Origin of the sequence: Bacillus sp. FDAARGOS_1420 (assembly GCF_019344915.1) — a bacterium.
GTDB classification, from domain to species: domain Bacteria; phylum Bacillota; class Bacilli; order Bacillales; family Bacillaceae_G; genus Bacillus_A; species Bacillus_A mycoides.
This window is the reverse complement of sequence record NZ_JAHWJB010000002.1, coordinates 477,036-502,352: the sequence shown is the minus strand read 5'-3', so window position 1 is coordinate 502,352 and position 25,317 is coordinate 477,036. Positions and strand designations below refer to the sequence as shown.

At 36.0% G+C, this 25,317-nt stretch carries 22 protein-coding genes and 1 pseudogene; 6 read left to right on the top strand and 17 right to left on the bottom strand.

Annotated elements, in window-relative coordinates; genetic code table 11:
* Positions 1-9: 9 nt before the first annotated feature.
* From I6L50_RS12820 to I6L50_RS12800, 5 genes are all read right to left on the bottom strand, one after another.
* Entirely contained in the window at positions 10-729 is a 720-nt protein-coding gene (locus I6L50_RS12820) for a (Fe-S)-binding protein (protein ID WP_002011587.1), read from the bottom strand.
* Between the two features lie 168 nt (positions 730-897).
* Positions 898-1,587, bottom strand: a complete 690-nt coding sequence (locus I6L50_RS12815) for a FadR/GntR family transcriptional regulator (RefSeq protein ID WP_257475416.1) — start codon at positions 1,585-1,587, stop codon at positions 898-900.
* Positions 1,588-1,816: 229 nt separating this feature from the next.
* Positions 1,817-3,217, bottom strand: coding sequence for a sensor histidine kinase (locus I6L50_RS12810; protein ID WP_219301763.1), 1,401 nt, complete (start codon positions 3,215-3,217; stop codon positions 1,817-1,819).
* Between the two features lie 3 nt (positions 3,218-3,220).
* Positions 3,221-3,892 carry a response regulator transcription factor gene (locus I6L50_RS12805; protein WP_219301762.1) on the bottom strand — a complete coding sequence of 224 codons (672 nt, stop codon included), beginning with the start codon at positions 3,890-3,892 and terminating at the stop codon, positions 3,221-3,223.
* Positions 3,889-4,860: a YncE family protein gene (locus I6L50_RS12800; protein WP_219301761.1), complete on the bottom strand. Its 972-nt coding sequence runs from the start codon at positions 4,858-4,860 to the stop codon at positions 3,889-3,891. Before I6L50_RS12800 ends, I6L50_RS12805 begins: the two co-directional genes overlap by 4 nt.
* 136 nt (positions 4,861-4,996) lie before the next feature.
* On the opposite strand from I6L50_RS12800, the pseudogene I6L50_RS12795 reads away from it, so the two are divergent.
* From I6L50_RS12795 to I6L50_RS12780, 4 genes and pseudogenes are all read left to right on the top strand, one after another.
* Positions 4,997-6,117: pseudogene (locus I6L50_RS12795) on the top strand (CdaR family transcriptional regulator).
* 117 nt (positions 6,118-6,234) lie between these two features.
* Complete coding sequence (gene glcD / locus I6L50_RS12790) at positions 6,235-7,647, top strand: glycolate oxidase subunit GlcD (RefSeq protein WP_219301760.1); 1,413 nt, start codon at positions 6,235-6,237, stop codon at positions 7,645-7,647.
* Entirely contained in the window at positions 7,644-8,972 is a 1,329-nt protein-coding gene (locus tag I6L50_RS12785; protein WP_219301759.1) for a (Fe-S)-binding protein, read from the top strand. Before glcD ends, I6L50_RS12785 begins: the two co-directional genes overlap by 4 nt.
* Positions 8,973-9,437: 465 nt before the next feature.
* Positions 9,438-10,268 carry a CAP domain-containing protein gene (locus tag I6L50_RS12780; RefSeq protein ID WP_113936960.1) on the top strand — a complete coding sequence of 277 codons (831 nt, stop codon included), beginning with the start codon at positions 9,438-9,440 and terminating at the stop codon, positions 10,266-10,268.
* A 36-nt stretch (positions 10,269-10,304) separates the two neighbouring features.
* Here the strand turns inward: I6L50_RS12780 and I6L50_RS12775 are convergent, their stop codons facing one another.
* The 11 genes from I6L50_RS12775 to inhA1 form a co-directional block, all read right to left on the bottom strand.
* Positions 10,305-10,910, bottom strand: a complete 606-nt coding sequence (locus tag I6L50_RS12775; RefSeq protein ID WP_219301758.1) for a DUF1648 domain-containing protein — start codon at positions 10,908-10,910, stop codon at positions 10,305-10,307.
* Between the two features lie 91 nt (positions 10,911-11,001).
* The gene (locus tag I6L50_RS12770; protein ID WP_201038524.1) at positions 11,002-11,925 is read right to left on the bottom strand and encodes an RluA family pseudouridine synthase; all 924 of its coding nucleotides are present in this window, start codon (positions 11,923-11,925) and stop codon (positions 11,002-11,004) included.
* Positions 11,926-12,025: 100 nt separating this feature from the next.
* Positions 12,026-12,442 (bottom strand): hypothetical protein, encoded by a 417-nt coding sequence (locus tag I6L50_RS12765; RefSeq protein WP_002011605.1) that lies wholly within the window; start codon positions 12,440-12,442, stop codon positions 12,026-12,028.
* A gap of 99 nt (positions 12,443-12,541) precedes the next feature.
* On the bottom strand, positions 12,542-14,734 hold the full coding sequence (locus I6L50_RS12760) for an MMPL family transporter (protein ID WP_219301757.1): 2,193 nt from the start codon (positions 14,732-14,734) through the stop codon (positions 12,542-12,544).
* Between the two features lie 110 nt (positions 14,735-14,844).
* Positions 14,845-15,492 (bottom strand): phosphatase PAP2 family protein, encoded by a 648-nt coding sequence (locus I6L50_RS12755; protein ID WP_219301756.1) that lies wholly within the window; start codon positions 15,490-15,492, stop codon positions 14,845-14,847.
* Positions 15,493-15,551: 59 nt separating this feature from the next.
* A complete protein-coding gene (gene potD, locus I6L50_RS12750) occupies positions 15,552-16,601 on the bottom strand; it encodes a spermidine/putrescine ABC transporter substrate-binding protein PotD (protein WP_113733595.1) in 1,050 nt (349 codons plus the stop codon).
* 38 nt (positions 16,602-16,639) lie between these two features.
* On the bottom strand, positions 16,640-17,440 hold the full coding sequence (gene potC, locus I6L50_RS12745; RefSeq protein ID WP_002135065.1) for a spermidine/putrescine ABC transporter permease PotC: 801 nt from the start codon (positions 17,438-17,440) through the stop codon (positions 16,640-16,642).
* A gap of 6 nt (positions 17,441-17,446) precedes the next feature.
* Positions 17,447-18,295 (bottom strand): spermidine/putrescine ABC transporter permease PotB, encoded by an 849-nt coding sequence (potB, locus tag I6L50_RS12740; protein WP_002126118.1) that lies wholly within the window; start codon positions 18,293-18,295, stop codon positions 17,447-17,449.
* Complete coding sequence (potA, locus tag I6L50_RS12735; RefSeq protein ID WP_002030425.1) at positions 18,292-19,275, bottom strand: spermidine/putrescine ABC transporter ATP-binding protein PotA; 984 nt, start codon at positions 19,273-19,275, stop codon at positions 18,292-18,294. Before potA ends, potB begins: the two co-directional genes overlap by 4 nt.
* Before the next feature lie 237 nt (positions 19,276-19,512).
* Positions 19,513-20,880, bottom strand: coding sequence for an aldehyde dehydrogenase (locus tag I6L50_RS12730; protein WP_219301755.1), 1,368 nt, complete (start codon positions 20,878-20,880; stop codon positions 19,513-19,515).
* A gap of 295 nt (positions 20,881-21,175) precedes the next feature.
* The gene (inhA1, locus tag I6L50_RS12725) at positions 21,176-23,563 is read right to left on the bottom strand and encodes a M6 family metalloprotease immune inhibitor InhA1 (protein ID WP_219301754.1); all 2,388 of its coding nucleotides are present in this window, start codon (positions 23,561-23,563) and stop codon (positions 21,176-21,178) included.
* A gap of 341 nt (positions 23,564-23,904) precedes the next feature.
* Here inhA1 and I6L50_RS12720 point away from each other — a divergent pair, with 341 nt between their 5' ends.
* Together I6L50_RS12720 and I6L50_RS12715 are read left to right on the top strand one after the other, a co-directional pair.
* Entirely contained in the window at positions 23,905-24,039 is a 135-nt protein-coding gene (locus I6L50_RS12720; protein WP_002011474.1) for an anti-repressor SinI family protein, read from the top strand.
* A 79-nt stretch (positions 24,040-24,118) separates the two neighbouring features.
* Positions 24,119-24,442 carry a helix-turn-helix domain-containing protein gene (locus I6L50_RS12715; RefSeq protein ID WP_002011473.1) on the top strand — a complete coding sequence of 108 codons (324 nt, stop codon included), beginning with the start codon at positions 24,119-24,121 and terminating at the stop codon, positions 24,440-24,442.
* A gap of 81 nt (positions 24,443-24,523) precedes the next feature.
* On the opposite strand, the gene calY is transcribed toward I6L50_RS12715, so the two are convergent.
* Positions 24,524-25,117, bottom strand: coding sequence for a biofilm matrix protein CalY (gene calY, locus I6L50_RS12710; protein ID WP_219301753.1), 594 nt, complete (start codon positions 25,115-25,117; stop codon positions 24,524-24,526).
* Positions 25,118-25,317: the final 200 nt, after the last annotated feature.

The window sequence follows — 25,317 nt, the reverse complement described above, 5'->3', positions numbered from 1 at the left end:
GTTCCCCCTTCATGAGCGACTATTCAAGACCTCAGCAATATGCATTACTTTTACTTCTTTTCCTAAACGCTCAATACGTCCGCCAATGTTTAACAAACACCCACAATCTGCACCGATTAAATAATCAGCACCTGTTTCCATTACACTATCTACTTTTTCATCTACCATTTGCTCAGAAATTGGAGTCATCTTAACTGAAAACGTTCCCCCAAACCCACAACAATTTTGCACGTTCGGCAGTTCTCTCACAATTAATCCTTTTACGCTTGATAATAAAATTCCTGGTGCCTCTTTTACTCCAAGCAGGCGTGTCATATGACAAGATTTATGAATAGTAGCTATCCCTGGTAAACTTGCACCAACATCTGTAACTTTTAAAACATCTACAATAAATTGTGTAAATTCATATGTTTTATCAGCAACCTTTTGTGCACGTTTAGCCCACTTCGGATCATCTTTAAAAACATGCGGATACTCATGAAACATTGTCGCACAAGATCCAGATGGCGTAACGATATATTCTGCATCTTCGAAAGTTTCAATCATATGTTTCATCGCTTCTTTTGCTGCTTCTACATGGCCGCTATTATAAGCAGGCTGACCACAACAAACTTGTGCTTCTGGAAATTCAATTTCACAACCTAAACGCTCCAATACTTCAACTGTTGCTTTACCGACGTTTGTTTCAAACATATCGACTAAACAAGTAACAAATAAAGTAACTTTCATAACTATAATTCCCCCTCATTACAACTCCGCCAAAAATCATATGGTCATCAGATGACTAAGATTAGAAGAAGTAGGCTCAACCATGGCCTATCCTCTCCCCCTTCTAAAGAAAACGCTTACTTAATCTCTCTCTATTTTATCAGAAAATTAGATTTTTAAAAGATTAAATTACGAATTTATATCGCTTTTACCTGTGACAATATGTTCTACATTTGTTAAATGATCTAGCATCGCTTGCTGCGCTAATTCCACATCTTGCTTTAACACCGCATCATATATAGATTGATGCTCTTCTAAAAGTCGTTCTGATGTTGTTTGTTCACCATATAAAATAATGCGTCTTGATTCACCAATCGTTTCAGCAATCATCTCTGAAACATGATTCATGAGCTCAAGCAAGATGTTATTATGCGAAGATTCTGCAATTCCCATGTGAAAATGAAAGTCTGCTTTTTCGCCAGCCTTCTCATTTCCAATGCTCTTTGCCATTTCATCTAACCACTGCTTCATATTTTGCAAATTAGCTTCCGTACGTTTTGCCGCTGCCGCTCGAACTGCCCCCACTTCGAGCACCTTCCGTACTTCTAATAAATTCAAAATATCCTCTTTCTTCATTAATAACTTGTTATTTAGTGATTTTGTTAATGAAGAAGGATCGAAATTCCTTACATATGTACCTTCTCCTTGTTTCATTTCAATTAAGCCCATTGCTCTTAGCGCACTTAGCGCTTCACGAACAGCAGATCTGCCAACTTGAAACTGCTCAGCTAATTGATGAACAGGAAGTAGTTTGTCACCAGGTTTTAACGTACCATTTTTAATCATTGTTAAAATAGCTTCAGATACTTCTTCGTAAATTTTTTTCGGTTTAATAGATTTGTACTCCAGTTAAATCACCTCAGTATCTTCCAAACAACAATTGTAACGTTTTATAAGAACTTAGCATCCATAACTATTTTAGAACGAATTAGTAAGAAGTACAAATGTTTTGTTCATAAAATAGTCAAATTTTTGATATTTGTTTGATATTAATTAATACATTTACGCGTAACTATTTACCTTCAATATGAAGAGCATATTCCAAAAGTTAGAATATGCTCTCCTCATCTTGTGCTTTTAATTTAATACTAACTGTCGTGCCCTTACCTTTTTCACTTTCTATTCTCCACTCACCGTCATGTATATGAACAATTTGCCTTACAATTGCAAGACCTAAACCTGTTCCACCGTGTTGACGACTTCTCGCTTTATCTACTCGGTAAAAGCGTTCCCCCAGATTTTCTAAATGCTCTCTATCAATACCTATTCCTGTATCTTTTATGTGCAATTCACAATAATCATCGATTTGCTTTAATGTTATTATGATATCCCCGTTTTGATTTGTATAACGTATCGCATTATCTAATACATTATGAAGTACTTGTTGCATACGATCCTCATCAATCATTACGATAATTTCAGGATTTAAATTCGTTGAAATACGAAGGGTTTTTTCTACAAACTGTAACTCGTACGTATTTAGTACGTCTTCAATAAGCTGTGAAAAAACGATAGGTTGTTTCTTTAGGGGAAAGTGTTCACCTTCTAGCTGCGCTAGATCTAATAAATCATGAACGAGGCGCTGCATGCGACCTGCTTCTTTATGAATAAGTTGCGTTACTTTTTCCTGCTGCGGCCCCTTCGCTACACCGTCTAAAATAGCTTCGCTATATCCTTTAATATAACTAAGCGGTGTTCTAAGTTCATGCGAAACATTAGCTAAAAATTCCTTACGCTTTACATCTTCTGTTTCTAAGGAATTTGCCATTTTATTAAAGGCTTTTCCCAATCGTCCAATTTCATCTTCTGAAGAAATTGTAATCCGCTCTGAGAAATCTCCAGTAGCCAAATGATTTGCAACTCGTTCCATTTGCGAAAGCGGTCTCGTAATGGCGATAATAATTTTTCTACCAATCCATATTGTAATTAAAATCATTGCAAGTGCTAACGGCGCTAAAATAAGACCCATATCAAATATTAAGTCTTTTATACTTTTTAAAGGAATATAAGAGTATACAATACCAACTAATTTTTTATTATCTAAAACAGGGATGACAACACCCATAATATTACGATCAAAATGTTCTTCATACCCTATCTTTGTCACAGTTTTCCCATCTAATAGTGCCTGTCTATCCCCTTCACTTATAAGAGAATGATGGTGAACATCAAAAGGCAAACATGCGCTTAAATCACGCGGATTGTATACGAAAAGGACATCTGAACTAGATATTTGATCATATGCCCTTACTTTCTCTTCAAAAGTGGATACTCCTTCGCTCTTATCATATTGCGTGGCAAGACGTTTCCCTTCCATTACTAATGAATCTTTTAAATTATCAACGTATAACTTTTCATATGAGTATAAAGATACAAAATAAAGAAAGGAAACTGTTACACATACTGCACATACTACTGTAAGCCAAAGCTTTTGTACCATCGTAAACATACGTTACACCTCAAATTTATAACCTACACCCCAAACGGTTTGAATGTAGTTTCCACTTTCTCCTAGCTTTAGACGCATCGTTTTCACATGCGTATCTACCGTTCTTGTACTTCCTGCATAATCATATCCCCACACCTTTTCAAGCAATTGTTCCCGGCTAAATACTTGTCCATTATGTTGGCAAAGAAAATATAGTAAATCGAACTCTTTTACCGTAAGAGGAATCGTCTCACCATTCGTCTCGACCCTCCTACTTTTTTCATTAATAAGAATCGGTCCAAATTGAACCTCTTCTTGCTGTTCTTGCTTTGTATATCGTCTTAAAACAGCTTCCATACGAGCAATTAGTTCCCCGGGACTAAATGGCTTTACAATATAATCATCTGCTCCCATACGTAAGCCGTTCACCCTATTCCACTCTTCACCTTTTGCTGTTAAAAATATAATAGGTACATCCGACGTTTTTCGAATCTCTTTACAAACTGAAAGCCCATCCATCTCAGGCATCATAATATCTAGTACAACGAAATCGTAATGATCCGTCTCTAATTTTCGAAGTGCCTCTTTTCCATTTTCAGCTTCTCCCCACTCGTATCCGAAGTTATCTAAGTACATTCCGACAAGTTGCCTCATATCACTTTCGTCATCTACGACTAGCACGTTATATTTACTCATTGTCCTTCCCCTTCTCTCTCTATGAGTTGAAACGGTCCTTTTCCGACTTTAATTGTTTGTTTTATTTTCATATTCTTCATATCCATTACGCATACTTCATCGCTATCATAACTTGCTACATATCCTTCTGCCCCGCTTTTCAAAAATGCAAATGGATTAGATCCCACTTCTGCAAATCCTACCTCTTGATACGTACTTGGATCAAACTTTCTAAGCGTATTTGAACCGTGACTTAGCGCATATACATACTTATCATCCTTTGTTATATTCACAGGCATAAACGGAGCATGTAAAGAACGCATCATCTCTCCGCTTTGTAAAGAATACACTAATACTTTCTCATTCACTTGACTTCCATCACCATGTCCACCAATCCATATTTCTTTCCCATCAGCACTAACCGTCGCTCCTGTTGATGCTGGTGGAATCATAAAGGACTGTATCACTTCTTTTTTCTTTGTATCAATGGTCGTTAGTTTCGTATCATAAAAGTTCAGTACAGATAACTGGTTATAATGCTCTACCATCGTTATCGGCCCTTTTCCTGTTGAAACACTCCCTGTCTCTTTTCCTTTTACCGTAAAGAACCTTACCTTTTGTTCATTTTGATCGGCAGCAAATAATTGTTTTCCATCATCTGATGCGATAACATTAGCAATTCCTTTTCCAGTCTTATACTTGTCCACTTTTCTTCCTTCTGCTAGTGAATATACATACATATATTCTAATTGCTTACCATAAACAAGTATTTCCTCGCCATTTGGAAGTAGCGTAACCCCCGCAATCGGCTCATTTAATTCCCATGTTGTTAATAGCTTCTTTGTTTTTTTATCAATAAAACTAATACTACCTTCCTTTATATTCGTTGTTATAATAACACTTTTATCTTTAGCAATCGGTGTATACGAACTTCCTTGACACCCTACTAATAGAAATAAAAAACAGAGAAGAAAAACATACTTTCTCAAAAGATTCCCTCCATCTTCGGATGATTTCGTTATAATTGTAAAATAACAAATAAATGTGTGGAAAATGTGAAATCTTCCTTTATTAATAAACTTACATATATAATGTACAACAAATAGAATTTGAGGTGTGTAAATTATGCTTTTTCCTGATTTAGCGAATAAAATTGTACGTGAAGTACGCAGATTAATTACTGAAAACATTATTATTATTAATATACAAGGCGTTATTATCGCAAGTACAGATGCGGAAAGAATCGGTCAATTTCATGAAGGTGCACTCCGCTGTGCGAAACAAAAGAAAACTGTCATTATTACAAAAGACGATGAACGACGACTGCAAGGTGTAAAAGCCGGGATGAACCTTCCTTTACTATTCCATGACGAAGTAATCGGTGTCATTGGAATTACAGGAGAACCTGAAAATATTTCACAATACGGAGAAATATTACGTAAGATGACCGAATTATTAATTCATGAAAACTACTTTTTAGAACAACTAGAACTTGAGCACCGGTCTTATGAAGCATTTGTCTTTGATTGGCTTCAAAATACAGACTGGTCTCCAAGTTTTCTCGATCGTGCAAAAACGCTTGGCATTGATTTATATAAGAAGAAACAACTTATTTTATTATCAATCGCCCAAGATAATACGATGCTCCAGCGTAAAATTTGGCAACATATGCACAACATTTTAGCAAAAGAAAATTTATTTGTTCGCTGGGGAAATGATCGGTTTATTTTGTTTACAACAATCCAATCCAATCCAAAGAGCAAACCTTTCAATTTTTAAAACGGTTAAAACAAGACTGTGAAACTTTATTTTCTATTACTTTATATATCGGGATTGGACAAACAGTTACGCCAAGCAATATGAACTTATCGTACGAACAAGCATTACGCGCCCTTTCAGTATCACTTGAAACGAAAAAAATTGTATTTAATGAAGATTTACGTTTAGAAATGTGCTTACAAGATATTTCTACTGGAACTCGAGAACAGTTTCTAGAACGTACCATTGAAAACTTAGTATCATCTCCTGAGCTTATGCACACTTTACGTTTATTTATCGATTATAACCAATCTTATAAGCAGACAGCTGAGCAATTACATATACACATTAACACATTGCATTACAGGCTAAAAAAGATTGAAGAACATACAGGACTTGACCCGAAACAATTCAAAGATTTAAATGTTTTATACTTCGCACTCCTCTTATTAGATAATCATACAAAAAATAACGATAAAATAGATTAATCTTTAGATGATTGTACATAGAAAGAATCCTCCAACTTTTTTATCATTATAATGAAAGCACTGTTACAACGTTTTTTATTATGACGAAATACGTTAACAGTTTGAGGGGGATTTCCAATGTTAGAAAAGCAAATTATTGATTCATTCGTATCTATTGTTGGCGAAGATAATGTAGATACATCCAATATGGGGCGTTTAACTTATAGTTATGATGCCACTCCAAACTTCCAAGCGATGCCTGATGCAGTCATTGCTCCTCGTAATACAAATGAAGTAGCTGAAGTGTTAAAAGTATGTAACGCTCAGAAAATCCCTGTGTATGTTCGTGGTTCTGGAACAAACCTTTGTGCAGGAACTTGTCCACTAGAAGGCGGTATCGTCCTTATTTTCCGCCATATGAACAATATTTTAGAAATTGATGAAGAGAATTTAACAATTACCGTACAAGCTGGTGTCATTACACTTGATATTATTAAAGCAGTAGAAGAAAAAGGTTTATTTTATCCACCAGATCCAAGCTCGATGAAAATTTCTACAATCGGCGGTAACATTAATGAAAACTCCGGCGGATTACGCGGTTTAAAATATGGCGTAACACGTGATTATGTAATGGGGCTTGAAATTGTTTTACCGAACGGCGATATCATTCGCACTGGCGGTAAATTAGCAAAAGATGTAGCTGGTTATGATTTAACTCGTTTATTTATTGGTTCTGAAGGAACACTTGGTGTTGTTACGGGAGCTATATTAAAACTTGTCCCTATGCCTGAAACGAAGAAAACGATGCTTGCGCTATATGAAGATATTAACGAAGCTGCTCGAGCTGTTTCTGCTATTATTGCAAATAAAATTATTCCGGCGACACTTGAGTTTTTAGATCAACCGACAATTGAAGTTGTAGAAGAGTTTGCACAAATCGGTTTACCAACTGACGTCAAAGCAATTTTATTAATTGAACAAGATGGCCCGCCCGAGGTTGTCAATCGAGATATCGAAAAAATGGCTAACGTTTGCCGTGCTATGAATGCGGTCGATGTTCGCGTTGCAAAAGATGAAGCCGAAGCAGATGCGCTTCGTACCGCACGCCGTAGTGCACTATCAGCACTTGCAAGACTAAAACCGACAACAATATTAGAAGATGCAACTGTACCACGTTCACAAATCGCTCCAATGGTTGAAGCAATTAATGCAATTGCAAAGAAATATAATATTCCTATTTGCACTTTTGGTCATGCTGGTGATGGCAATTTGCACCCAACTTGTATGACAGATGCCCGTAATAAAGAAGAAATGCATCGTGCTGAACAAGCTTTTGCTGAAATATTTGCGAAAGCGATTGAGCTTGGTGGTACGATTACTGGTGAACATGGTGTTGGCGCGATGAAAGCTCCATATTTAGAAATGAAATTAGGTAAAGAAGGTATTGCTGCTATGCAAGGGATTAAACAAGCCTTCGACCCAAACAACATTATGAATCCTGGAAAGATGTTCGCGAAAGACTCTCGTAAAAGAGTGGTGGTTGAGCGATGACCACATTAAATAAAGAAAACATTCAAAAGGAATTTAAAGAACGATTAAGTGAAGATGAACTACTAAACTGTATGCGATGCGGCTTTTGTTTACCAACTTGCCCTACTTACATTCAATCTGGGTATAAAGAATCACATTCCCCACGCGGACGTATCGCCTTAATGAAAGCCGTCGCTGATGGTTTAATTGAGCCGGATGAAGATGTTGAAGATACATTAAATGTTTGCCTTGGCTGCCGCGCTTGTGAACCTGTTTGTCCGTCTGGTGTGAATTATGGACATTTATTAGAAGAAGCTCGTGATATTATTAATCAAAATAAAAAGTTCTCCATGCCCGTGAGAGCTGTTCGTAAAGTTGTTTTTGAAGGACTATTCCCGCATCAAAACCGAATGCGAACATTAACAGGACTAATCGGATTTTACCAGCGTTCTGGTTTACAAACGCTAACACATAAAACAGGTATTATGAAGTTATTCCCTGAAACACTTGCAACGATGGACCTCGTTTTGCCAAAAGTCCCTAAAATGAAAGCAATGAAAGATCGTCCTGAATTTTTACCTGCTGAGGTGGCAAAGAAGAAACAAGTTGCATTCTTCACAGGCTGTTTAATGGATACGATGTTTTTAGAAACAAATAACGCAACGATGAAACTTCTTCAGTTAGCTGGTTGTGATATCGTTATTCCGAAAACACAAAGTTGCTGCGGGGCATTACATGGGCATGCTGGTGAAAAAAGTGGAGCAAAAGAATTAGCGAAGCGAAATATCGAAGCATTCGAAGATTTAAACATCGACTATATTATTACGAATGCAGGTGGTTGCGGAGCTTATCTCGTAGATTATGATTATTTACTAAAGGATGATCCAGAGTGGGCAGAACGCGCAAAGCAGTTTGTTTCTAAAATTAAAGATATTACTGCTATATTAGTAGAACTAGATTTCCATAAACGAACTGATTTACGACTCCCGCCGCAAATTATTACGTATCAAGACTCTTGTCATTTACGTAATGTTATGCGAACATCCTCTGAACCTCGTATGTTACTAGAGGCCATCAAAGGTGCAATCTATCGTGAAATGAAAGATGCAGACCGCTGCTGTGGTTCTGCTGGTATTTATAATATTGTTCATTCAGAGTTATCAATGGAGTTTCTAGATTACAAAATGGACCGTGTGCATGAAACAGAGGCAGGGACAATTGTTACTGCAAATCCTGGATGTCTATTACAAATGAAACTAGGTATTGAACGAGAAGATCTTTCTCATAAAATGAGAGGAATTCACATTGTAGATCTATTATTAGAAGCAATTGAAACCAACTCGTAATAACTCGTAACATACGTAATAATAGGAAAACGGCTATCTCCTTCGTCTATGTAAAGAGATAGCCGCTTTTTTGTCTGCTACAACATTAAAAATATGTTACTTTATTATAAAAAAGAACAACAGAAACATTACAGTTTTGTAAAAATACATCCAGTATATTCCTCAAAAAAATGCTCAAATCATTGATACAATAGGATTCTTTATTTTTAATATAGGTACATTTATCCAAAAACCTCCTCTTAAAACCAAGTATAAAAATGCTAAAAATTCCTTTTATACTCTATGTTTCTCTTATTTCATCCCTTTCCTCCTCTTAGGATAAATTAGGAAAATTTTAAGTCTATGAATTTTTTTCCATCTTTTTTCTCGCAAATTGTATGCTACGATGAATTGGTCAGTCAGACAGGCTGTCAAAAACAAATCGTGTGAAAACAAATTAAAACTTTATATAGGGGGACACACATCATGAAAAAGCGTGTTTTATTATCTGTAGCTGCTGCAACAGCTCTTACTTTAGGAGTATCTTCTTTAGATGCACAAGCTGCAACAGTACAACCATCTAACATAAAGGTTCAAAATATTCAGCATTCAAAAATGATGATGAAGCAAATGAGCCAACAAGAATTACAAGCATTCTTACAATCTATGGGAGTTGAATCATTAGCACAATGGAACCAAGGACAATTCCAACAAGATTGCTTCATTCCTGGTCAACAGCCTACTGAAAATGTTGTTACTGAACAACCAACAGCTAAGCCAGAAGCTCAAAAGCCTGCTGAGGAAACTCAAAAACCAGCTGAACAAAAGCCTGCTGAAGAAGTTCAAAAACCAGAAGCTCAAAAACCTGCTGAAAATAACAATACTCAAACTGAAACACAAAAACCTGCTGAGCAAAAGCCTGCTGAAGAAGCAAAATCTTTAAGCGAATTCGAACAACGTGTTGTTGAATTAACAAACGCAGAGCGTACAAAACAAGGCTTATCAGCATTACAAATCGATACTGAATTAAGCAAAGTAGCACGCATTAAGTCTGAAGATATGCAAAAAAACAACTACTTTGATCATAACAGCCCTACATACGGGTCTCCGTTTGACATGATGAAGAAATTTGGTATTTCTTATAAATCTGCAGGTGAAAACATCGCCCAAGGTCAACGTACACCAGAAGAAGTTGTACAAGCTTGGATGAACAGTGCTGGACACCGTGCAAACATCTTAAATAGTGGCTTCACTCATATCGGTGTTGGCTATGTAGAAAGCGGAAACTACTGGACACAACAATTTATTACGAAGTAAATAGAAAAAAGAGTCTTCTCCTAGAAGACTCTTTTTTTATGTTTCATAGCTTTCTAATATGTATGCGTATAAAATGTAGAACATAAACAAAATAGACCCGCAAATTATTACACTAATTAACAAGTAAAATCCCCACTTCAGGCTCAAAAGCAACGAAAATAATATACTACATGCCATCACTTGAAAGATTCGCCTACTAACTAAACGGATTTTTTGTAATTTGATCGGTTCTTTCTCTCTATCCTTCACCTTTTTAAACACTTTACTAAACATAAAAAGAAACATACTAATTCCTATCGTTAGTCCTGTCTGAAAGGATATAATACTTCCCAAATTAATAAAGAGAATTAGTATATGGACAAACATCATAAATAAAGTAATACTCTTTATAAATCCATTTATAATGAAGTACTCCCCTTCATTAAACTTATATATATTATGTAAAATAACATATACTAATCCATGTAAAATAATAATAAGGACAGGGATAAATAATACGACAACTTGTTTACTCATAAACTCGTTAGCTCCACCATTCTCGTTCCAATGCACTGCCATACGAGTTGGTAAATATGGATAAATACATAGAGTAAGTAAAAGACAAGCGAAAAATATCCCTAGCATATATTTATATTTGATCAAGTAATTCTCACCTCTCTTTTCTCTTAACGGCTTCGCCTCTTTTAGAGAAATCCCTGCAAAAATCTACCTTTTTCAACTTTAAATTTACACTTTACCCATTTTCTCTTTCAAATTTTTTCATTGTATCGTTTAAATTTGTAGGGAAAGGTACGTCAACAACGATCTCTTCTTTCGTAATCGGATGCAAAAAATTAATCTTCATCGCATGTAACGCTTGCCCGGACATATATGTTGTTTGCCCACCATATAATACATCCCCAACTAATGGATTTCCATTATAGCTCATATGAACGCGAATTTGATGCGTTCTACCGGTTTCTAACTGTAACGTTACGAGCGTCGCATTTTGTTTTTTAAAATATTTCTCTACTTTATAATACGTTATAGCTTGGTCTCCCTTTGGAGAAACACGACGCCTTGTAGCATGATGTCGATCTCTTCCGATAGCTGCATCAATTGTCCCCTGCTTCTTTTTTACTTTTCCTTCAACAAGTGCCATATACGTTCTTTTGATTTTCCGTTCCATTAATAAACGATCCATAATTGCACCCGCAATTCTATGTTTTGCGAATACAACACCACCTGTCGTATCTTTATCTAATCTATGGATATGCCGAACCTTCGTCTCTAAACCTTGCATTTGAAAATGAAAAGCAACAAGATTCGCAAGTGTTCCCGTCCCATTTTTTTCAGAAGGATGTGTATCCATTTGCCCCTGCTTATTTACAATGAGTACGTGATCGTCTTCAAACACTACATTTAATTCACCATATTCCGGCTCTACGCCGTACTCCTCCTCCATAAACATATGAACTTGTAACTTATCTCCTTCTTTTAAAAGTTCATTCCATCTCCTTTGTTCTCCGTTAACCGTAACACCTTTTTCCATACGAAGTTGATGTAATAACTTTTTTGGTACTTCCCATTCCATTTTTAACAACGACTCAATACTTATACCATTCCACGTCGCTGGAACCGTAATTTCGCACCATTCGCCCTTTTTCTTTGTTTCCATACTATAATCACCTTATTTCTATTGATTCTCTCATTGTAACGGAAAACATACTTTGATGCACCGTCAAAAATAGAGGACAGTCTTATAATCGACTGTCCCCTCACGCTCTAAGCCTTTTCATCTCCTGCAACACTTCTTCAGCTTTTTGTTCATACAACAAATCTTTAAAGAAATCCGCCAATCGTTTATAGTCGTTGTACGTATCTAATAAGTCGTCTATTTTCTCTCCTTTCATAACTTGCTGCTTTTGCTTCATTTTTACTGGATAACGATACCCCGATACTTCTTGTATTTTATAATACTCATCCTCTACTTGAATAACTTTTACAATTTCCTCTTCTTCCGCATCCATCGTATACCCGTCAAATTCTCTAAGTAGTTCATAAATAATATGAGTCCATTCATCTTTTGGGTAAAACCCTTTTTCTAACCGATAACCGACAATGCGATACATATGCCCATCGTTTTCAGCAAACTGTACTGTATCATTTAGCTTAAACTTAAAATAACGAAACATTGCCTTCACCTACTTGTATGTAATCTTCTTATCACATACTATGCGCAAAATATAGGCCCTGCTATTCATAAAAAAAACTCATCTTATAGATGAGTTTTTTTATGATGATTTTTCTCTTTTCTTTCGAAATGGTAGCCACCAGTTCCAATCCCCAAACAATTTCATTAAACTTGGTACGAGCATAAGACGGATAATTGTTGCATCAAGAAATATTGCTAATGCAACCCCAAGCCCCATCTGCTTTACTGGTAAAATATCAGTAAAGGCGAACGCACCGGTAACAACAATCATAATTAAAGCAGCGGACGTAATAATTCTACTTGTCGATACAAGCCCTTCTAACGTTGCTTGATCGTTATCTCCTGTTTCTTCATAAAGCTCATGAATACGTGAAATAAGAAATACTTCATAATCCATGCTAAGCCCAAATACGAGGCCGAAAATAAAGATTGGTAATACAAATAAAACTGAACTCTCTTCTAATCCGAAATGGCCACCTTCAAATAACCAAATAACAATTCCAATTGTTGCACTTAAACTAAGTACGTTCATAATAATAGCTTTAATTGGAATGAGTATAGAGCGGAATGCGAATAATAAAATGACAAAGGTTGATCCAAATATAACAGACATACCAATTGCAACTTTATCTTTAATTTCATCTTCTAACTCTTGCTGGAACGTTGTCATACCGCCCAAATAATAAGTAACATCATTTTCTTTATAATTCTTTTTGAAATCACGAACCCATTGTTTTGCAGTTTCTGTACTTGGCTTCGTATCCAAAAAGACTTCCATTGTTGTTTTATTTCCTTTCGTATACGCTTCAAATACAGGAGCTATTTTCGCAGCTTCTGGCGACTGCAATATTCCAGCAACTTGATCTGCTTTCATTCCATTTAGCCCGTCATATACACTTTTCACCTTATATACTTGCTTATCATCTTTTAACTTTTGAACAACAGCTTCTATCTTTTGTAAACTTTCTTTTTCTGTTATGTTTTTCTTCGTCTCTACTACTAATGTAACATCAGCGTGTGTTTGGACAGTTTTATTAAAGGCTTCTTCATACTTCTCAAATGCAACTCTCGTATCACTCTTTTCAGGTAACGCTTCAACACCAGGAAACTGCAAGTTAGCTGTACGTAGCGGTAATAAACAAATAACAATAAATGTTGTAACAACAATAATCATGACGATTGGATGTTTCATTACAAACTGTGCAAATTTACGCCATACATTTGATGGGGTAGGCGCCGCCTGATTCTTTTTTAATATCCTTTTACCAATTAAAGATAATAACGCTGGAAGAAGTGTGAGCGAAAACAAAATGCTCATAATAACGACAATCATCCCGCTAATAGCAACAGACTGAATATAATCTATCTTAAAGAAAAATAAGCCTGATAAACCGACGAATACACATAACCCTGAAAATACGATAGCACGCCCTGCCGTTTGATACGTAATCGCTATCGCTTCTTTCACTGTTCTCCTCGTAACTTCCTCTCGAAAACGATTTACAAATAACAGTGCAAAATCAATTGATAATGCGAGCCCAATCATCGGCGCAACATTTAACACGAAAATAGATAGCTCTTTATCACTACCTATAAAATATAAAATCCCCATCGTACTAATTACACTAAGCGCACCATTTACAATCGGTAAAATAGAAGCAATCAGACTACCAAATGAGAATAATAGTACGAGAAAAGCAATAGGTAATCCAATCATCTCTGCTACTTTTAAATCATTTTGCGTTCTTTCATTAATCTCTTGATTAATTTTCGGATATCCTGTCGGTGTTACTTTTAATACGCTATTACTTTCCTTCTCGATTTTTCCGGCAAATTGTAATGTCTTTTCCATTCGTTCTTTATTTGTTTTCCCGGAAAATAAAATCGTCGCATAACCGATATCATCTTGTAGCATCACTTTATTTTCTATCGGATGATGGAAAGACTCATACGTTTCTTTCTCTTGAATATGTTTTATAATTCCCTCTATACCTTTTTGAAACTCCTCATGTGAAGCATTCTTGTTCTTCTCAAAAATGAGTAAAAGTGTATCCTGAGACTGCTTAAAATCTTTATCTAAAATTTCCTTCGTCTTTTGATAATCCCCTTCTGTTTGGAAACCATCACCGCCCAATACTCCTGGAAGTTTTGGAGCAAAAATACCGAGCACTATCGCAAGTAGTAGTAATGCTACAATTACTGTATAACGAAATTGATACAAAAAAGTTCCTAACTTCCCCCACTTATCAATTTTATGTACATTTGTCTTCACACATTTTCACCTACTTTATATAATTCACTTATCATTTATACTGTATCACATCTCCATATAAACAAAAAACGTCTAAAAAAACTATAATTATAGTTTTTTTAGACGTTTTTCTATCTCTCGTTATTAAGCTGAAGCCTCTCGGTAAGTAAACGATGACAATAAATTGCTATAATTAACAAAATACCACCTACGCAGTAACCTGCTAAAATATCAGTTGGATAATGAACATTTAAAATGACTCTACTTAATCCAATCAATATAATTAATATGCCCATTGAAATCGTAATACCACATTTTCCAGCTACACTCTTCAAATTCGCAGCAATGATATAGGCAAGAAAACCAAATGTCATAATAGATAGCATTGCATGTCCACTCGGGAAGCTATATCCAAGTGCATCAAGTGCCTCGTTTAATGATGGACGGTCTCTTTTTACAATTTCTTTTATCCCTTTATTAACAAGATGTGTCGTTAATATAGCCATTGGATACACGATCATAGCAGCATAATAACGTTTTTTCCAAAAAACGAGCAAACTTATAATTAGTGTCGTTATAACTCCAATTGCAGATCCTAACTTTGTAAAATATGTGAAGAATGTAATTGAGCTTTCTGTTTGTAATCCTTTTACCATCCCTCGGACATATGTATCCACTGCTGTAACTCCGCTTGCTTGTACTCTCCAAGCGATAATGCCGAATAAAGCAAGTAATAAAATCATACACATGAACTCATACTGATGTAACTTTTTCTTCAATCGATTTCCTCCTACTATGAAAAAATGCGATTTCTACTTTAGAAACCGCATTTTCTTACTTATTTACCTTTTGTTTTCAGCTCTGTCCAGTAGCGATCGTAGTCTTTTAACTTATCGTCTACATCAACAAGCCATTCTGTACGATCTAATTCTTCTTTTGTTAAGAAGATCATGTGATTATCACGATATTCTTTACTATGAAGAGGATGAGCTTTTTCATTTGGATTACTGTAACCAATTGACTCGTAGTTTTTCACACTTACTTTTTCATCTAATAAGTAGTTCATAAACTTCTCTGCAAGCTCTTTGTTTTTTGCACCTTTTGGAATTGCTAACGTGTCAGCCCAAATTGTGCCGCCTTCTTTTGGTACAACGTATCCTACATCTTTATTGTCTTTCGCGATGAATGCTGCGTCTCCAGACCATACAGTCCCGATCCAAGCATCTTCTGTAATGAATTTTTGTTTAATGTTATCTGTATCGAATGCTAATAAGTTTGGAAGTAGCTTCTGCAAATCAGCAGACGCTGTCTTTAACTGTGCATCCTCTTTCGTGCTATTAGAGAAACCATTTTTCTTAAGTCCCATTCCTAATACTTCACGAGAATCGTTTAATAAAGTAACATGTCCTTTATATTTCTCGTTCCATAAATCATTCCAGCTTGTAGGTGCTTCTTTCACATACTTTTTATTGTATGCAATTCCTGTTACACCCCAAGTATATACTAGAGAATACTTATTCTCTGGATCAAACGCAGGTGTTTTAAAGTTAGAAACAAGGTTCTCGATGTTCGGGATATTCTTCTTATCTAAAGGCGCTAATAAGTCCATCTTCGCCATCGTTTTCACCATGTAATCAGATGGCTGAATTAAATCATATGTCGCGCCACCAGCTTGTAATTTCGCAAGCATTTCTTCATTACTTGCATATTTATCATAGTTAATTTTCACGTTATATTTCTTTTCAAAATCTTTTAAAACTTGCTCATCAAAATTGTCAGCCCAGCTATAAATGTTTAATTCTTCTTTTTTCTCACCACAACCAGCAAGTACACCTGCAGCAAGACTGAAGCTAATTGCTATACCAGCTAATCTCTTCACTAATTTCATCGGTTTATTACCTCCTCGTTCTTTCTATATCATTCGTATTATAAAGGAAGGTGTCCTCCAGAGTTTTCTTCACCGTCTGCACCTTTATTACGGAAGATTTCCGATAGCACCATTAATCCTACAATTACAACAATTAATATTGTAGAAAGAGCATTAATTTCAGGTGATACTCCGCGCTTAACCATACTATAAATGTATAATGGCAATGTTGTTGATCCTGGTCCTGATACGAAGAAACTAATTACAAAATCATCAATCGATAATGTGAATGTTAATAATGCGGCTGAAATAACTCCTGGTGCAATTGCTGGAAACGTTACATAACGAAACGTTTGCCACGGCGTTGCTCCTAAATCGTTTGCAGCCTCTTCTAAATCACGTCCCATACCAGAAAGACGTGCCGCTAAAATAACAACAACAAATGAAATACTGAATGTAATGTGTGCAATAATAATTGTTGTTTTTCCAAGTTCTATACCTAATTGACTAAATAGGATAAGTAAAGATAATCCCATTAAAATATCAGGAATTAAAATTGGTAAATATACAAGACCGTTAATGGCCCCTTCAAAACGATATTTGTAACGGTGTATTGCAATAGCAAAAATCACACCAAGAACTGTCGTCACAATTGTCGTTATAAGAGCAATCGTAATACTATTTACAAACGCATCAATAACATCTTGTTTTTGAAATAAATCTGTATACCAATGGAGTGTAAAGCCCTCCCATTCCGCATTAATGCGAGAATCATTGAAGGAATATACCATTAAAACCATCATTGGAAAATACAAAAACAATAAGATTAACCAAGAATAAGAAACTAAAAACTTCTTCATTTTTGCCTATTCCCCTCCGTTTCCATCATATTTATATACTTTCGTTGCACGATAATATAAGTAAATTAACAGAACAGAGAATAGAACAACAATCATAGATAACGCGGAACCAAACGGCCAGTCACGTGAACCTAAGAATTGGTTTTGAATTACGTTTCCGATTAATGCTACTTTCGATCCACCCATAACGTCTGATACAACAAACATTCCGATAGAAGAAACGAATACTAAAATAGAACCAGTTGTAATCCCTGACATCGTCATCGGTACTGTTACATTCCAAAATGCCTTTACTGGTGTTGCTCCTAAATCATAAGCCGCCTCTAGCTTACGCTTATCAAGCTGCTCAATTGCTGCATACACTGGTAAAATCATAAATGGCAATAAAGAATATACCATTCCGAGTATTACAGAAGGTGTATTGTATAACAGATTTAAAGGTTCACTAATAATACCTAGTTTCAATAGCAATGTGTTTACAAGACCTTGTGAACGTAAAATAACAATCCATGCGTATGAACGAACAAGAAAGTTAATCCAGAACGGAATCGTCGCCAATAATAGAAGGATAGAACGATATTTACGATCAACAATTGTAATTGTATAGGCGAATGGATAACCGATTAATAAACATAGTACTGTCGTAATAACAGCTATCTTCACTGTTTCCCATAATGTCCCCATATATAATGGATCAAACACTCGTGCTATGTTATCTAATGTAAATTTCATTTCCACTGTCCCGTATGCTCCGCGCTGCATGAAGGCAAATGCTAATACGAACAGAAGTGGAATTAGGAAGAAGAGTAACAGCCATACGACTGTAGGTAATGCGAGTAATTTCCCTTTCTTCAATTTAAGGTCACCTCGTCCTCTTGCTCCCAGCCTACATATACATTATCTCCAATGCTCCACTGCGTTGCTTCTTCAGCAGTTTGGTATGCCATTAGTAATTCCGCTGTTTTCTCCTCACGTACATATAGCTTTTCCATATTTCCAACAAATTCAATATCTTCAATATGTCCAAGATGGTATTCTTTTAAAATTGGCTCTTCAACCGAGCGAACTTTTACATTTTCAGGGCGAACTGCTACGTAGTTTTCCCCATTTTTCACGATATTATTTTCACCGATGAACGTCGCAACAAACAATGTTTTCGGCTTATTGTAAATTTCTTTAGGCGTGCCGACTTGTTCGATATGCCCTTTATTCATAACGACAATACGATCACTCATACTCATCGCTTCTTCTTGATCGTGCGTTACATATATGAATGTAATTCCTAAATTACGTTGTAAGTTTTTCAATTCACGTTGCAAATCTTTTCTTAACTTAAAGTCAAGCGCTCCAAGTGGCTCATCTAATAGTAATACACGTGGGTTGTTTACAATTGCTCTTGCAATTGCTACACGCTGCTGCTGTCCACCAGAAAGCTTCGAAGGTTTACGATTACGGAACTCAAGTAACTGCGTTAAACGCATTGCCTCTTCCGCACGTTCTTTCTGTTCTGCTGCTGATACTTTTTGCATTTTCATACCGAAACAAATATTTTTTTCAACATTCATATGTGGGAATAGTGCGTAATGTTGGAACACTAAATTCATATGACGCTTGTATGGCGGCAAATCGTTAATCTTTTCATCATCTAATAAAAGATTCCCTTTAGTTGGGGTTTCAAATCCTGCGATCATACGAAGTAAAGTCGTTTTCCCGCAACCACTCGGTCCTAAAATTGTTAAAAATTCTCCTTCTTTAATATCTAAAGAAAGAGGGGGGATAATCACTTGATTTCCAAAATGTTTTTCTACTGCTTCAACTTTAATAATCTTTTTCATTTTCCCGTCCTATCTACCTTAAATTTTAATTTTTATATTCATGAATAAATATTTATGTTCTATAGACTATTTTTTTGTTTCGATCCAAACAAAAATGGTTGTTTAGCAGCGTTCTCTTCTATTCTTTATGTAGTATGTTTGATTCATTTTCGCATGATACATATGTCGAACAGAAAAACCCCTTCAGTTGCGAAGGGGTTTTTATCATACGGCTACGCCTACTGATAAACACCATCATCATTTTAACAACTTTCGTATGAATTTTAAAGCACTTTTTGTAGAAGAGTAACGAATTTTCATGTCGAATGCTGTAGATTGGGACAAAATGCTTTTATAATGGGAAAAAGTCCGAAAACTTTGTTCACCATGATAGCTGCCTAATCCACTACTTCCAACGCCCCCAAAAGGTAAATATGGCGTTGCAAGATGATATACGACATCATTTATACATCCTCCGCCATATGAAATATTACTCGTCACTTTCTTTTGCACTTTTCTATCTTCAGAAAATACATATAGTGCTAACGGCTTTGGATGGTGCTGAATCGTTTCAATTACCTCTTCTATTTTGTCATATTCTATAATTGGTAAAATCGGCCCAAAAATTTCATCTTCCATAACAGCACTTTGCCATGTAACATTCGTTAACACTGTCGGCTCGATGTGTAATGTTTCTTTCGTATAATTCCCGCCAATCACAGGTTTACCGTCTTGTAAAAATGTACATAGACGTTCAAAATGACGCTCACTTACAATTCGCACATAATTGTCATTTTGCAAAGCATCTTTTCCATATTGCTCTGCGATTTCATGTCGTAATGCCTCGATTAACTGCTCTTTCACTGAAGAATGAACGTACATATAATCAGGCGCTACACACGTCTGCCCAGCATTCAAAAACTTGCCCCAAACGATACGTCTTGCGGTTACATCTAGCTTTGCATCTTTATGTACAATACATGGGCTTTTCCCGCCAAGCTCTAACGTAAGAGGCGTTAATTTTTTCGCCGCTGCTTCCATCACAACTTTTCCAACACCAACACTACCTGTAAAGAAAATATAGTCAAACGGTTCCTTTAAAAGTGCAGTGCTTTCCTCTACGCCGCCTTCTACTACCGATACAAGCTCTTCTGGGAATAATTCACCTGACATTCTCGTAAGCACTTTTGAAACGTTTGGCGTTAACTCTGACGGCTTTAAAACGACTGTATTGCCAGCTGCCAATGCTCCTACGAGTGGTGCAATTGCTAATTGAAACGGATAGTTCCACGGTGCGATAATAAGCGTCACACCATACGGTTCTGGCACCACTTTCCCCTTCGATCCAAAATGAGTAAGAGCTGTGCGAACACGCTTTGGTTTACTCCAAGATGAAATATGCTTCATTTGAAAAGAAATCTCTTTTAGTACATATCCAATTTCTGTTGTAAATGATTCGTGAACTGATTTATTCAAATCTAATTTCAACGCTTGAAAAATCTCACCTTCAAAACGCTGAATTCCTTCATAAAGCTTCTGCAAATTATTCTTTCTCGTCTCTACACTTCTCGTATGTCCTTTATAAAAATATTCCTTTTGTTTATTTACAATAGAGGAAATACTCATTCACTCACCTTCTCCCGCCATGTTTATCCCGCTATTAACGAGCAGTAAGACTCTCACCTCAAAATCCAGCTAATTCAAGGAAGTTAGGCGAGGTCGTGCTAATAATCAGTAGGGATGGACAAAACCTCCACTGATTAAAGTTTCACTTTATACAATTCTTTCATTATCTATATAGACTTTATATGTAACAAATTTCTATTCGTAAAGTTACATTATATATGACTTTTTACTTTATATAAAATTCATTGCTCACAAAAAAACTACCGAAAGAAAATCTCTCGGTAGTTTTACTGTATTAACGATATAAACGAACAGCACCTGCAGAATTATCATCAGCTTGTCCTACTACTTCAAACTTCAGGCCAAGATTCGGTAAAATACGTCCTGCATCTGGAATCTGCTGATTAATATACGCTTTAGAATCATCAAACTTCGGTACGCCCGCTAAACCATTGTACGTAAACGTTCCACGCGTTGGAGATACAACTTTCCAAGCTGGCGTTTTATCGAATGAGAACGCCGCATCAGCGATTTGGAATCGTGTACTACTCTTAACTGTTGGTTTACCATTTAAAGTTCCTACAATTGCTTCTGGATGAGAATCAACTACACCAAGGAAACCTTGTCCTGGATGTACACCCACCCAGTTATCTGTGTAAGCTGAATCCGCATACCATACAACCATACCAGTGTTATATTCTGGACCACGCGCAAATTTCAATGCTTTATCTGCACCAGCATAGTTTCTCCACTCTACATAGTAGTTATGTTTTTTCTTCTCCGTTCCATTAGATACAACAAAACCATTTAATTTAAATTGTGGTGTACCTTCTGCATCATCAGAGAATGCAACTTTACCGTCTACTGTTAATGACGCATTATCAAGAGCGAATCCGTTTAACGCTAAACCACCATCAGTAATGTAATCAAATGTTAATTTCACTTTCTTACCTTTGAACTGACTTAAATCATATGATTTATCAATCCATTTTCCATTTGTCGTAGCTGCATTTCCACTATTTGCTTTCTCACCAATTCTTTCAATTAACGTTTGTTGACCATCTTCTGTTACAGCGTGTACTTCAAGGAAATCGTACTCTGCTTCAATCTCATACAATGATTTGTAATCGAATTTCGCAGTCGTTGCATTCGTTAAATCGAACAGCGGTGTCTCCATTTTTGTGTGAAGGTCATCACCTTTTGTGCTGTAATAATATTGTTTACCGAATGCTGGTGCAATCGTTTTTACATCTTTATCCGGTAAGTTAACACGAATCAAGCCTGGACGATCCGACTTCGTAACACTTTGATCTAAATACGTTGCAAAACCGATACCTTTGTTTAACTTATCGTAATCTACTTCTGCGATATTCGCCCAGCTACCACCGATTGTTTTTTGGAAAAACTCTTTATTTTGCGGTGAAAAACTTGTTGGCGTTGTGCCTGCGATTTTACCAGCCCAGCTTCCCCCACTCATAATAGACCAAGCTTCAATCGGCTCACCCTGACCGCTATATTGTGTATCATACTCATCCGGAAGACCTAAATCATGACCATATTCATGTGCGAATACACCAACTGCGCCATCTTCTGGTTCAATTGTGTAGTCATACGCAGCCATCTTTCCGCCCCAATATGGAACTTTAGACTTTGTTCCTTCAATCGGGAATGGCTTTGGTCCAACTGTCCAACGATGTGACCAAATTGCATCATCACCTAATTTACCACCGCCAGCTTCTTGTCCAACACCCGCATGAATAATCATTAAGTGGTCAATTAAACCATCAGGTTGATTTTTATTTCCATCTTCATTTACATCATATTGATCAAATTGATCAAACTCTGATAAATCAATACCGCTATCTACAGCTGCTTTTAATGCATCTTTCACTAGATCACGTGGTCCTTTTGGTCCTTTATTATCATGACCTGTAGCAGCATCTGCACCGTAATCAGCAGCTTTACCAGGAACTGTTAACCATTTTGTAACCGTTCCATCTACTGTGTAGCTACCACCAGATTGTTCTTCATAGTATTGTTTAAACGTTTCAATTTTGCTTCCATCATCCAATGTAAACGGCTCATTACCGAATAACATTTTTTCATAGTGCTCTTTATTAAAATCGTTGGAATACATGTAACCAGGCTCTTTATCAATATTGTTATGTTTAAAGTCAGCGTACTCTACAAGTAAAACGAGTACTTTGTCTTTACGAACTTCACCGTTATACTCTTTTTGTTTTGCTGGTGAAGTTGGTACTTTACCATTTAAGCCCCCTTTAACTGGACCTGTTCCTGCTGCAGTCCCGTTTGCTGGTTGCTCTGCTTTTTCTTTCGTTTCTGCTTTCGCATCTTTCACTTTCTTTAAAAAGTCAGATGCATCTTTCGTAAGTTGGTCCCCATTTGTCGCTTCTTTCCCAGGATTTTCACCCTTCTTCTTCTCTACATACTTTTCGACAGCTTTCTTTGTTTCTGTCTCTGAAGCTGACGAATCAATTACCCCACGATTTTTTAGCGCATTTGCTAATCTCTCTTCTGGGATTAAGTGATCATCAACTGGACTTGTAGCTGTCTTGTTCTCCGGCGTTTCAGCATATGTAGGCTGACTTCCAGCACCAAGTGACAAGCCTAGAACAGCTGTCAAAGCAATTGATGATAACACTTTAAATGGTTTCTTTTTCATCCCTTATTTCCTCCCCTAATATAAAATATGTATTACATACTTTATATTATTAAAAATTCAATATATTTTCAATATTTAGTTATATTATGTAATTTTTTTAATATATTTGTAAAAATTTCATAGTTAGTATACGAATATATCACAATTCAACAATGTTTTCAGAAAATATTGAAAATATTTGTCAGAAACTTTATAATCGCCATAGAGGGAATTTAATGGGGATTTTATCTTTGTCTCATCTACACAATATTCGATAATTTGACACATAAAATATAAAATTCGGTTAATTATCGTCTACTATGTAGCAGCAATTATGACCACTAATTAGGGAGGAATTACATTTGTACAAAGATAAGGCTGACTCACTAGATCAAGAATGGATTGATTTAATACTTGAGGCTCTAGATGCTGGCATTGCCCTGCAAGATATTGAACACTTTTTCCAACGTATGAAGCATACGAGCCAGGCTCAATAGCCTCGTTCTTTTTAACGAAGTTTATGTTATAATAATCACATCATAAGACGACTACATATTGATAGAAAGGTGCGCAAATATGATAGGAGAACGTATAAAACGCCTTCGTTTACAAAAAGGCATTTCACTAACAGAACTCGCCGAAAAAGCTGGTGTAGCTAAATCTTACATTAGTTCTATAGAACGGAATTTACAAAAAAACCCTTCTATTCAGTTTCTTGAAAAAATTGCAGCTGTTCTACAAATTCCAGTTGATACTTTACTTCACGATGAAACAACAACGGAAAGTCATCTAGACTCCGAATGGACACAACTCGTTAAAGATGCGATGAGCTCCGGTGTCTCAAAAGAACAGTTTCGTGAATTTCTCGAATTTACACAATGGAAGAAAAATCAACAATAATACATATAAAAGAGTGCTTAAAACGGGCACTTCTTTTTTTCTTTATAAAAAAAAGCGGGGGATACCCGCTTTTTTGATTTATTATTTTTCTTCGCCATCTGTTTGGTTAGCATTGAATGTCCATTCTAAGTTCAATGAATCGCCTTGGAATTTATTTTGATCTTTACCATCATCTTCGAATACAAATTGTACCCATAGATAGTCTTCTGTTCCAGCTTCTAAGCCACCTTTTTCACCCCACTCAGGAGAAAAGATATCTTTAGCTACAAGATCAGGATCAGCATTTTGTAAATCTGCTAAAGTTGTTTCATATACAGGCTCACTTTGTTTATCCCAGTTCCAAAGGAATTTCACTTTAATGTGCTTACCAAAATCTTCACCAGCGTTATCGCCTTTTGCATCTGCAACAGTGTACTTTGTCGCTAATTTAACGTCTTTAATTGCTAAAGTACCACTGTTCTTTAATAAGAACTCTTTCTTAACAGAATCCCCTGGTTTTAAATCTTTAATATCTACAAGCGTTTTAGGGTTTAATGTAAGATCTAACGTCCCAGCTGCAAATGTATTGTTCGATACTTCCTTATCGCTAAAGTAAGCGAATGTTCCTCCACCAATTAAAGATAACCCCAATGCTGCTGATGCAACTCCCATACCTAATTTCTTTTTCAGACTCACAATCAATTCCCCCTAGCTGTTTTTTGTATTTTTATCTCTTATTTGAAATAAGAGGTGTAACTAAAACTGTATTAGCTAAGCTAATATTTGTTCTTTTTAAAAACCTTAAGTTCATTATAACGAACAACACTGTATAAATACAATATATATTTTGATTAATTTTATTTCTCAACATTTTTTCCTTTTTTTCAGAAAAGTAT

Bases quoted from the DNA above. Each gene is read 5' to 3' on its own strand.
- I6L50_RS12715 (WP_002011473.1), top strand. From the start codon at position 24,119: ATGATAGGAGAACGTATAAAACGCCTTCGTTTACAAAAAGGCATTTCA.
- inhA1 (WP_219301754.1), bottom strand. From the start codon at position 23,563: ATGAAAAAGAAACCATTTAAAGTGTTATCATCAATTGCTTTGACAGCT.
- I6L50_RS12810 (WP_219301763.1), bottom strand. From the start codon at position 3,217: ATGTTTACGATGGTACAAAAGCTTTGGCTTACAGTAGTATGTGCAGTA.
- I6L50_RS12770 (WP_201038524.1), bottom strand. From the start codon at position 11,925: ATGGAAACAAAGAAAAAGGGCGAATGGTGCGAAATTACGGTTCCAGCG.
- I6L50_RS12805 (WP_219301762.1), bottom strand. From the start codon at position 3,892: ATGAGTAAATATAACGTGCTAGTCGTAGATGACGAAAGTGATATGAGG.
- I6L50_RS12820 (WP_002011587.1), bottom strand. From the start codon at position 729: ATGAAAGTTACTTTATTTGTTACTTGTTTAGTCGATATGTTTGAAACA.
- I6L50_RS12765 (WP_002011605.1), bottom strand. From the start codon at position 12,442: ATGTTTCGTTATTTTAAGTTTAAGCTAAATGATACAGTACAGTTTGCT.
- potA (WP_002030425.1), bottom strand. From the start codon at position 19,275: ATGAAAAAGATTATTAAAGTTGAAGCAGTAGAAAAACATTTTGGAAAT.
- potC (WP_002135065.1), bottom strand. From the start codon at position 17,440: ATGAAGAAGTTTTTAGTTTCTTATTCTTGGTTAATCTTATTGTTTTTG.
- I6L50_RS12785 (WP_219301759.1), top strand. From the start codon at position 7,644: ATGACCACATTAAATAAAGAAAACATTCAAAAGGAATTTAAAGAACGA.
- I6L50_RS12780 (WP_113936960.1), top strand. From the start codon at position 9,438: ATGAAAAAGCGTGTTTTATTATCTGTAGCTGCTGCAACAGCTCTTACT.
- glcD (WP_219301760.1), top strand. From the start codon at position 6,235: ATGTTAGAAAAGCAAATTATTGATTCATTCGTATCTATTGTTGGCGAA.
- potD (WP_113733595.1), bottom strand. From the start codon at position 16,601: ATGAAATTAGTGAAGAGATTAGCTGGTATAGCAATTAGCTTCAGTCTT.
- I6L50_RS12730 (WP_219301755.1), bottom strand. From the start codon at position 20,880: ATGAGTATTTCCTCTATTGTAAATAAACAAAAGGAATATTTTTATAAA.